Source organism: Denitrobacterium sp., from assembly GCF_056180635.1.
Window position 1 is genome coordinate 19,344 of record NZ_JAZZJS010000016.1, and the last position, 10,088, is coordinate 29,431.

Annotated in this window: 8 protein-coding genes and 1 tRNA gene; all 9 read right to left on the reverse strand. The window is 61.6% G+C overall.

Annotation, left to right across the window (positions count from 1 at the left end; translation table 11 throughout):
- Positions 1 to 13: 13 nt before the first annotated feature.
- On the reverse strand, positions 14 to 634 hold the full coding sequence (locus AC04P6_RS01460) for an indolepyruvate oxidoreductase subunit beta (protein WP_475564820.1): 621 nt from the start codon (positions 632 to 634) through the stop codon (positions 14 to 16).
- 1 nt (position 635) lies between these two features.
- On the reverse strand, positions 636 to 2,540 hold the full coding sequence (iorA, locus tag AC04P6_RS01465; RefSeq protein ID WP_475564821.1) for an indolepyruvate ferredoxin oxidoreductase subunit alpha: 1,905 nt from the start codon (positions 2,538 to 2,540) through the stop codon (positions 636 to 638).
- Positions 2,533 to 2,997: a 5-(carboxyamino)imidazole ribonucleotide mutase gene (gene purE, locus AC04P6_RS01470; RefSeq protein WP_475564822.1), complete on the reverse strand. Its 465-nt coding sequence runs from the start codon at positions 2,995 to 2,997 to the stop codon at positions 2,533 to 2,535. The genes iorA and purE overlap by 8 nt, the downstream gene beginning before the upstream one ends.
- A 91-nt stretch (positions 2,998 to 3,088) precedes the next feature.
- A complete protein-coding gene (locus tag AC04P6_RS01475) occupies positions 3,089 to 4,117 on the reverse strand; it encodes a CHAP domain-containing protein (protein ID WP_475564823.1) in 1,029 nt (342 codons plus the stop codon).
- A gap of 242 nt (positions 4,118 to 4,359) precedes the next feature.
- The gene (locus AC04P6_RS01480; protein WP_475564824.1) at positions 4,360 to 5,568 is read right to left on the reverse strand and encodes a DUF4013 domain-containing protein; all 1,209 of its coding nucleotides are present in this window, start codon (positions 5,566 to 5,568) and stop codon (positions 4,360 to 4,362) included.
- Between the two features lie 341 nt (positions 5,569 to 5,909).
- Positions 5,910 to 5,985: transfer RNA gene (locus AC04P6_RS01485), tRNA-Phe, on the reverse strand.
- Between the two features lie 115 nt (positions 5,986 to 6,100).
- On the reverse strand, positions 6,101 to 7,435 hold the full coding sequence (locus AC04P6_RS01490) for a CHAD domain-containing protein (protein ID WP_475564825.1): 1,335 nt from the start codon (positions 7,433 to 7,435) through the stop codon (positions 6,101 to 6,103).
- Between the two features lie 21 nt (positions 7,436 to 7,456).
- Positions 7,457 to 8,470 carry a cytochrome d ubiquinol oxidase subunit II gene (cydB, locus tag AC04P6_RS01495; protein ID WP_475564826.1) on the reverse strand — a complete coding sequence of 338 codons (1,014 nt, stop codon included), beginning with the start codon at positions 8,468 to 8,470 and terminating at the stop codon, positions 7,457 to 7,459.
- 2 nt (positions 8,471 to 8,472) lie between these two features.
- Positions 8,473 to 9,900: a cytochrome ubiquinol oxidase subunit I gene (locus tag AC04P6_RS01500; RefSeq protein ID WP_475564827.1), complete on the reverse strand. Its 1,428-nt coding sequence runs from the start codon at positions 9,898 to 9,900 to the stop codon at positions 8,473 to 8,475.
- Between the last annotated feature and the right edge of the window lie 188 nt (positions 9,901 to 10,088).

Sequence of the window (10,088 nt, forward strand, 5' to 3'; positions counted from 1 at the left end):
TCATCGCCTAGGTCTACTCGACGCTCGAGAGCGCCTGGTTCGTCAGTTCAATTGCGGAACAGTTTAGCGCAATAAAGCGCGGCTTCACGCACATTTCCAGCGCGCGCGTCAATTCGTCAAGGCCAATGGCATCGCGAAGACCCGCCTCGCACCTGCGGGAACAGATGACGGCAGCGGCAAGCATGACGACGTTGGCAACCTTGCGGCTTCCCGCTTCGTCGCAAATGGAGGCCTCGTCAACCAGCACGAAATGCGATGCCCGCTCACGCAGGAACGTCACGAGTTCAGAGGCGTCGTAGCTAGACCCCGCCAGATTCACCGCCACCGAGGGGATAGGCGTGGAAGCGCATACCATCAGGCCATCGGGTGCGAGATACGGAAGAGCGCGCACGCCCTCGCCAGGCTCCAACGCGATGATGAGGTCGGCCATGCCATGCGGCACGAGCGAAGAGTGAATCTGCTCGCCGCCGTTGCCCATGCGAATATGGGACGTCACGTTGCCGCCGCGCTGCGCCATGCCAATCGTTTCGGCAGTGCGAACTTGCCAGCCGCGATTCTGCGCTGCCTGGGCCAGAATCTTCGAGGCCAGAACAGAACCCTGCCCGCCGATGCCGGCGATAAGCACGTTGAGCATGCTAGTTCGCCTCCTTCCGAAACGCGCTGAACGGCACCTGGCCATTCTCGCGAACGGGAGCGGAAATCGCCTGCACGGGGCAAGCGTCGACGCAGAGGCCGCAGCCATAGCACAGCGTGGGGTCGATGCTCATCTTGCCGTCGAGCCACGCCATTGCCGGGCATCCCAGCGACGTGAGGCATTTGCGGCACGAGATGCAGGCTTCGGAATCGACGACCGCGGGCTCTTCGGGACGAACGAGCTGCATGCAGGGCGACTCGAAGATGATGGCGGACGGCCCCTCGAAGTCGATGGCCTCTCGCGCGGCGCTCATGGCCTCTTCGGCGAACAGCGGGTTCGCATGCACGATGCAGGTGACGCCAAGAGCGCGCAGAACTGCGTCGATGCTGATGGGCTTCGTCTTCGGGCCCATGAGCGTCTGGCCCGTTCCAGGATGCGGCTGCGAACCCGTCATGGCCGTGGTGGCGTTATCGAGCACGCAGACGGTGATGTCATGCTGGTTGTACACCGCATTGGCAACGCCCGTGATGCCGCTCGCAAAGAACGTGGAGTCGCCCACGAACGAAATGCACTTCCGACCGGGCTCGGCCACGGCAAAGCCCTGCGCCATGGTAATGCCCGCGCCCATGCACAGGCACGTATCGATAGCGTCGAGGGGCTTCGCATTGCCCAGCGTGTAGCATCCGATATCGCCGCAGAACACGGCAGGGCGCTTCCCCACCGCACGCTTCACGGCGAAAAACGCACCGCGATGAGGACAGCCCGCGCAGAGCACCGGCGGCCTCATAGGTGCCTGAACGGCGCTTTCGCTGGACGCCTGTTCCCCATCGGCCTGCAAGGGACCACCTGCAAGAAACGACCGAAGTCGCACGATGGCGTCGTCGATGCTGTTTTCGCCCCGGTTGAGGGTGAAGCCATCGAGCTTGCCATGCACGGCATACGGAAGATGATGGAGTCCCGCAAGCTTCAGGAACTCATCTTCGAGCACGTGGTCGAGCTCTTCGAAGACGATGATATCCCGCAGGCCACGCGCGAATTCCAAAGCCTTGCCCTGGGGGAACGGGAAGGGCGCGCCCACATGCAGGAAGCGGTACGCGGGAAGCTCGGCCCCCGCACGCTGCGCCTCTTCCTGCAGGGAAGCCAGGGCATCGCGCACATATGCGCTGCTCACGCCACCGGCCACAATACCCAACACGGGCTCTTCGCCCCACTGTTCCACCTGATTGAACGCGCCCGCCGATTGCTCTTCCGCAATCGCCGCCAAGCGCTCGTTGATTTCCCCGTGGGCCTGATAGGCACGACGGGGAAAGATAATCCACTTGTCGCTTCGCTGGAACCCGCCCTCGGGAATGGGGCGCGCATGCGTCTGCTCGGGCACGTCGAAAAACGTGCTCGCATGGTTCACGCGCGTGGTGGGGCGCACGATTACCGGCGTGCCGTACCGTTCGGAGACTTCGAAGGCCTCCTTCATCATGGCGTAGCCCTCGTCGGGCGTGCTCGGATCGAGCACGGGGACCTTCGCGAAATTCGCGTACCGGCGCGTGTCCTGCTCGGTCTGGCTGGAAATGGGGCCGGGATCGTCGGCCACGAACAACACGAGCCCACCGCGAATGCCCACGTAATTCAAGCTCATGAGCGCGTCGCTCGCGACGTTCATGCCCATCTGCTTGCACGTGAACAGGCAGCGCGCGCCGCTCATGGAAGCGCCGGCAAGAAGCTCGAGGGCGGCCTTTTCGTTGGTGGACCATTCCACGTGCACGCCCTGGGCAACGCCCGACGCATGCAGTTTTGCCACCGTCTCGACCAGCTCGCTGGAGGGCGTGCCGGGATAGCCGGCAACCACGTTCACCCCCGCTTCCAACGCCGCGTAGGCGAAGGCCTCGTTGGCCATGAGAAGCTTAGGCATCAGCCATTTCCTTCTTGTAGGAAGCCATCTGCTCGCGGCGGTCGGCATCGCCCGTGCCGAGCATCTGCAGGGCCAGGATGGCGGCATTCTTAGCGCCATTGATGGCAACGCAGGCCACGGGCACGCCACTGGGCATCTGCACCATGGAAAGGAGGCTGTCGAGGCCGCCCAGGTCGCTCGTCTTCATGGGAACGCAGATGACGGGGCACGGCGTGTAGGCAGCAACGACGCCACCCAGATGCGCAGCCTTGCCAGCTGCGGCAATGATCACGCGAATGCCGCGCTCTTCGGCCGAGGACGCCCACTCATGCACCTCGAGCGGCTTGCGATGGGCGCTTGCCACCTTCACTTCGTACGGGATGCCGAATTCGTCGAGCTGCTTCATGCAAGCTTCCATAACGGGCATATCGCTGTTGCTGCCCATGATGATGCCTACGACGGGCGTTACGTCTGCCATGCGGTTCTCCTTCGCTGGAATTTAGAAACTGCCTGCCATTCTAGCATTGCGGAGCACTCCAGCACGCAAAAGCGCGGTGTATGGAGACGGGCTACAGACCGTACCAGCCGATGCCTTCGAAGCTCCACCCCTCGGATACCAGATGGTCGCGCTCGGAGGCATTCGTGGTGTAATGATGCGCGCCCGCGATGGCATTGGGGTTGTACAGGCGGAAGAGACCCGTTGCATGGGACGTATCGGAATACCAGCCCACGCCCTCATAGTTCCAGCCCACCGAAACCAGACGGTCGCGCTCGCTCGAGCTGGTGGTGTAATGGTGATCGCCCGCATTGGGGTTGTACAGACGATATACCGCATCCCCACTCGACGGCGCGCGCCAGGCCACGCCCTCGTAGCTCCAGCCGCACAGCACCAGATCGTCACGCTCGCTCGAACTGGCGGTATAGAAATGCTCGCCGGAATTGGGGTTGTACATGCGGAACATCGAGCCCGATTCGCTCGAGGAGAAGCCCACGCCCAGATACACGTACCCCAGGAAACTGCCATAGCCGCGCGTATTGGCGGATTCTACATCTTCCCTGCTCATCGTAGTAATGCGACAATATCCATGCTCCGATCCGGCGCTGCTCATGCCTCCCTCGCTGATGGTGAAGGTATCGCCCGAAACGTTTTCGACTACCAGCACGTGGTCGGTGAAGCAGGCGAGCGCCTTTCCCGTGGGCACCGACGTCCCACGCGAGAAGCCATAATCTGCGTATTTAGAGTTATACCAGTTCTGGCCACTCCAGATGGTCACGTCGATACCGGTGAGCTGGCTCAGGCGCGCAGCTGCGAACCATGCGCAGCCCTGCGTACCATAGGCGTACCCTCCCGAGGGCTTTTCGGCATACGTGGTATACGGCGCGGAATTGATGTCGATGTCGATGCCGCCCAAGCCGTTATTCTGAATGCCAGCAGAGGCGTTGGCATGGGCAGAAGAGGGCATGGTCGAGGAAAAGACCAGGCCGCAAACGAGAATGCACGCCACAAGCATTGCCAATACGCGATTGCGCTGTGCTGCCCTGACGTGCTTAGCGTACAGAACCTTCATGCGTCGACTCTTCTTTCGTTTAGGGTGCATGTGTAGTCGGCGTTATAGCAACTTTGCCAACTGTAGCGTTATCGACGCGCTGCCCAAAAACGCCAGAGGATTATTCACGGGCGCATCAAATGACCTCCATACGCGTACCCAATATGTTGTGTCGCGGAACAAAATTGCAACAAGAACGAATAAACGCGAACGATGATGCACGACAAAGAAAAGCACCCGCATCCCCATGGGACGCGGGTGCTCTGCGCTACCTGGATAGCAGGGCCAAGGGGCTACGCCTGCGGGGCACTTCCCTCGGTGGGTTCGTCCTTCGCGGCGTCGTCGACAGGCTGCACGGGAGCAGGCGCTTCAGGAGCCGACTCCGCAACGGGGGCATCCACCTGCTTGGGAGCTTCCGGCGTGGCCTGCGGCTGAGCTACGGGAGCAGCGGGCGCGGGCTGAACGGGCTGCTGGGCAACGGGCGCAGTGGGCGCAGGCTGAGCTGCGGGCTGCACGGGCTGCTGCTGAACGGGCTGAGCCTGAGGCTGCGGCTGATAGGTCTGCTGAGCCTGATACGGCTGGTACGGCTGCTGTGCGGGCTGCACCTCGAACGGCATGGGAGCGTCCTGCGAACCCCAGTTCGCAACGTCGAACTGACGGAGCCAATAGCCCAGGGCGCGAGCCGTGAGAATCTCGAGGAACGAACCGAACACGCACGAAATGTACGTTAGGACCACGCAGAAGACAATCACGCCACCGAGCACGGGCAGAAGCGCCGAGAACAGCGCCGCATACGAGCTGGTGCCATAGTACGGATACGTGTAGCCGTAATCGTAGTAGTACGAGTCGCCACCGATAGCGGCAATCTGCGGCAGAACCGACGCGAACGCGACCACGAACACCACCACGCAGAGGATGGTGACGATGACGCAGAATATGATGCCGAAGATGAGATTCATGCCGAAGATGCGAGCGAGGCCGCCCCCGTCGTGGCGCATCATCTTCCAGATCTTGCCCAGCTGCAGACCAGAGCTGATGTTGTCGTAGATTGCGGAGCGCATACAACCGACCCAGGTGAAGAACATGGCCGCGATCGACGCCACCATGTACAGCAGCGAGAAGAGGGCCGAGAAGCCGGCCGCCATGCCCGCACCCGCGTTCATGCCGTATGCGGAATGCGCGGAGCCCAGGGTTGCGGAAACGGACAGCACGTCCGAAATGAACCAGAACACCAGCGGAATGAGCGCGATGACGAGCCCCACGAGGAAGAGGAACCAGCCGCGGCGATAGAGCTTGCCGTCTTCGTTCGCGAAGATGCGCGCCGGCAGGGGCTTATGGACGTTCCAGGCGATTTCGCGCGCCCATCCATACGCATAGCCCAGCAACACGATCTGGCCGAAAATGGGAATGAGCATGAGCAGACCCAGCAGGCATATCTTGCCAAACCAGCCCTGCGTGGATTTGATATCCGCCCATGCGGTAGAAAAGTATCCTGCCTGCATGTTCAACTCCTAACTGTTTACGTGCGGTTGCCTTCCAGTATACGCATCACGGCGGCACATGGCTGGCTCGCTGCGAAAAGATACGCCAGCTTGAGTAGGATTCCGCAAAACCGCGACAGCATCGTGCCTGAACAAACGAAAACAGCCCCATTGCTGGGGCTGCGACAATCATGGTGGTCGGAGGGGGACTTGGGCGCGTCGTGCCGACGCGCAGGTCTCGCGCGGCCGCTTCGCTGCGCTCGACCCCAAACGCGCCGCTGGCGCGTTTGCCCTTCGCAGGGTTCAAGTCCTGCGGGACTTCCGAAACAGAAACAGCCCCATTGCTGGGGCTGTGACAATCATGGTGGTCGGAGGGGGACTTGAACCCTCGGCACGGGGATTTTCAGTCCCCTGCTCTACCAACTGAGCTACCCGACCAGTTATTTACGCCTCATCGAAGCGCGAGTTGAAATTATACCCATCACCCCGCAGTCGGTCAAGCACGTATTTTCGTTCACGAAGCGCACACGTTTTCCGGGAACGAAACGGCACCCTACTCCGCCGCAGGAGCGTCGGCGCCACCCGTGGACGCCACGACGAAGCGGCGATTCTTCTCGTAGAACTCCATCAGGTCACGCAACGCGTTTTCGGAAAGCCCCACGACGGGAAACTCGTCGACGATTTCCACGTTCACGCGCGCATCGCAAAGCGCACCCAGGCTATCCTGCACTTCCACCATGGCCGTTGCCACATCGGCGGCATCGGCGTCGAGCATGTTGGCAAACTGCGTTGCGGCATAGCGCACGCGCTTCGCACGCTTGCGGACGGTATGCGTTTCCTCGGCGTCCTCGATACTAAGGTTTCCAAGACGCGCGTAGATATCGGACACCATGCTGTTGAAGCGATTCTGAACGAGCTCCGCAGGCAGGCCACGCCAGGAATACTGGCGCTTCCACTCGATGTTTCCCACCTCGGCGGACACGCGGCTAAGGCGCTTGCGCACCTTCTTCCCATGCAGCAGGCGATATACCCTGCCACGCTCGTCGTTGCGACGGATATTCACGGCCGCCAAAAGCTCCTCGTCGATGCCCTCCTGCTGGGCAAGTTCCGCATGGAGCACGTCGAGCTCGCGCAGGCGCGAGGTGAGGCGCACCACTTCGCGCAAATCATCCTGCATGAGGGCGTTTTGCGACTTCTTCTGGAAGGGACGCACGAACGCGAGCAGGCTGCGCATGGTGCGAATGGAGACGCGGAACTTGTGCATCGTCTCGACGTCGGACGGATCGGCAAGGAACGAGATGAGCCGCTTGTGAATGTTCTCGTTGGCATCCTTCAGCTTGCGCTCGAGTTCGATGAGGTACTTCCAGCGCTTTGCTTCGGGGCCCTGCACGAACCAGAGCAGGCGCGTAGAGGGTTCCTCTTCAGTGGCCGCATGGGCTGACCAAGATATGCGAATGGCCGCCATGCCGCCCGTGGCAAACGGAATGTGCGCGCCCGTAAGGCGCTCGGCGATATCTTCAATCATGGGGTTATGCCCCACGGCATATACCACGCGCGCGGCCGTATCGCGAAGCTCCTCCATGAAGAGGTCTTCGTTCTGACCCAGCAGCGACGTGCAGGGGCGCATTTCGGGCTCGATGGACAACCCCTCGTTCTGCAGCGAGGAAAGGAGCTCCTCGGCCGTGCTCACCGCGCGCTCGGCGGGGCTTGTCCAGATTTGCGCGGGCTCTAGGTCGGCGCCGTCGAAATCGAGGCGCTCGACGATAAGGGGCATATGCGCGCGCAGGGCACGCCTGCCAGCTTCGGTGAGCTCACGCTGCTCATCGGGAATATCCTCGCTTCGCGTTTGCGCTTTCCCATGTCGCACAAGCACGAGTATCTTGTCCATGAATCATCGCCCCATCGACGTTTACTCCGCCGCGTCGGCATCGGAAATGCGGCCGGCGAAAGAACGGTACACAAGGAAATGATAAAGCAATACCAGCGGCAGGCCAATGCAGGTAATTACGGTCATTGCACCCAACGCGACCTCGCTCGACGCCGCCCCGGCAACGGTGATGGACAGCGAGGATTCGGTGGCGGGAACGATGTTCGGGAAGAGCGTCGCGGCCGTAAGGGCCACCAGCGCGAGGCATACCACGCTCGAGATCGCGAACAACGCCACGTCGCTCGCCTTCCGCATCGCCAGGCAAGCCACAAGAGCAACCACGACCACGCATGCGCAGGCCACACGCGCGGCAAACGGAACGCTTCCCGCGGCATTGGCCGCGCCGAACACGAAGTACGCGACCGTTGCCAGGGCGAACGCCACCACGACCACCACGACGAGCGTTCCGCGCAGGGAAACGGCCCGATCGTGCAGCTCGCCCGGCTGCGTTTTCAGCGCCACCCACGATGCGCCTTGCAACAGGCACTGGGCAAGCCCCACTACGCCGCACATGAGCGCAAATGGGTTGAGGAGCGCGAAGAAGCCCCCCGTGTAGTCGCCGTATTCGTTGAGCGCGATGCCCCCGATCACGTTGCCCACGGCCACGCCACACAGCAGAGCGGGCAGCAAGCTCCCCACGAAGAAGAGCGCATCCCATATGCGCGCATTACCCTGGTCGTGCGCGTAGAGCTCAAGAGACACGGCACGAACGATCAGGCCAAACAGCACGAGCATGATTGCCAGGTAGAACCCGGAAAACGTGCACGCATACGCGGGCGCGAACGCAGCGAAGAGCGCACCACCCGCGGTGAGGAGCCATACTTCGTTGCCGTCCCACACCGGGCCGATGATGCGGCGCAGCACGGCCTTCTCGCCGTCGGTCGTCCCCAAGATGGGATAGAGCACGCCCACGCCCAGGTCGAATCCGTCGAGCACGAAGTATCCGGCAATGAGAACGAAGATGAGAATGAACCACAGAACCTGAAGGAACGTCATGGCTAGTTCGCCCCCTTAGCTTCGACGGAACCGGCGGTCGCATCGAGGTCCGCGTGACGCGCAGATGCCACGCCGCCCGAAGCGGGAGGCGCGCCTTCCACCACGGGGCCTTCCTTGATGATGCCAAGTACGATGCGCAAGTACATAACGAGGATGAACGCATACACCAAGACGAACAGCGCAATCGTAATTATGAGCTGAGTCGCATCGACCGACTGGGAAATCGCGTCGGCGGTACGCAACTCCTCCCACACGATCCAAGGCTGCCTGCCCACTTCCGCAACCATCCAGCCCGTCTGAATGGCTATGAACGGGAACAGGGGCGCGAACATGAGCGCCTTGAGCAAACCGCGTGACGGCGCCTTCCCCGCACGGGCGCGCAACGTCGCCACGAGCGAAAGGATAATCCAGATGCCGATGAGGCCAAACATGGCAACCATCACGTGATAGGCCTGGAATACGACCTGCACGGGCGCCGTCTCGCCATACTTGGCCTCTACCTGGTGCAACCCGATATACGACGTGGATGCGTCGCCCGAAGCCAGAATGGACGTCATGCCCTCGATGGGAACCTCGATGCCGATAACCGTCTCATTCGCCTCGTCGACCCAGCCGAAGACGTACATCCCCACCGGGCCTTCCTCGTACTGCCCTTCCATGGCCGCAAGCTTTTCGGGCTGCTGCTCGGCAACCACCACAGCTTGCTGGTGCATGGCGGGAATCATGAGAACGCATGCGACGATGGCAACGACCGTTCCCGTTGCCACGGCCTTCTTTCCGAACTCGACCTTGCTATTGCGCATATGATAGGCGCCGATAGCGATGGCAACGAACGCGCCCATGATGATGAGGGCGATGATGGTATGCGAATACCGAGCCGCAACGGACGGGTTGAGCGCAGCCGCCCAGAAGTCGGTAAGCACCGCCTTGCTGCCATCGGCGGCGATTTCGTAGCCCGCCGGCGTCTGCATCCAGGAATTGGCTATGAGGATCCAGAGCGCCGAAAGCAGCGACCCACCCCAGACAAGCCACGACGCGGCAAGGTAGAACTTCTTCGATACCTTGCCGCGTCCAAAGAGCACAACCCCCAGGAACGTGCTTTCGAGAAAGAAGGCGAACAAGGCTTCGGCGGCAAGTGGCGCACCGAAGATATCGCCCACGAAACGCGAGTAATCGGCCCAGTTGGTCCCGAACGAGAATTCCATCGTGATGCCCGTGGCAACGCCGACGGCAAACGTCGTCGTGAAGATCTTCACCCAGAAACGCGAAGCCTCGGCATCCTTAGGGTCGCGCGTTTTGTAATGCCTGGTCTCGGCAAGGGCGGTGATCAGGCCAACTCCGATTGAAAGCGGAACGAACACGAAATGGAATGCCACCGTGAGCGTGAATTGCAGCCGAGAGAGAAAGGCCACGTCAGTCAGCAACTCCACAGCACGCCTCCTAACCCCGTTTCGAACAGTCATCAGGCCACTACATCATATCACGCCAAGCCCCGAAAATCGCTAGTTCCGGAATCACCGCCCGATCACCGCCCCTGGGGCGATCGATCGCCCCAGGGGCGGTGATCGGGCGGCGATTCCGTTCTTAACGCGCGGCGCAGGCTACGGCGGCTTGGCCG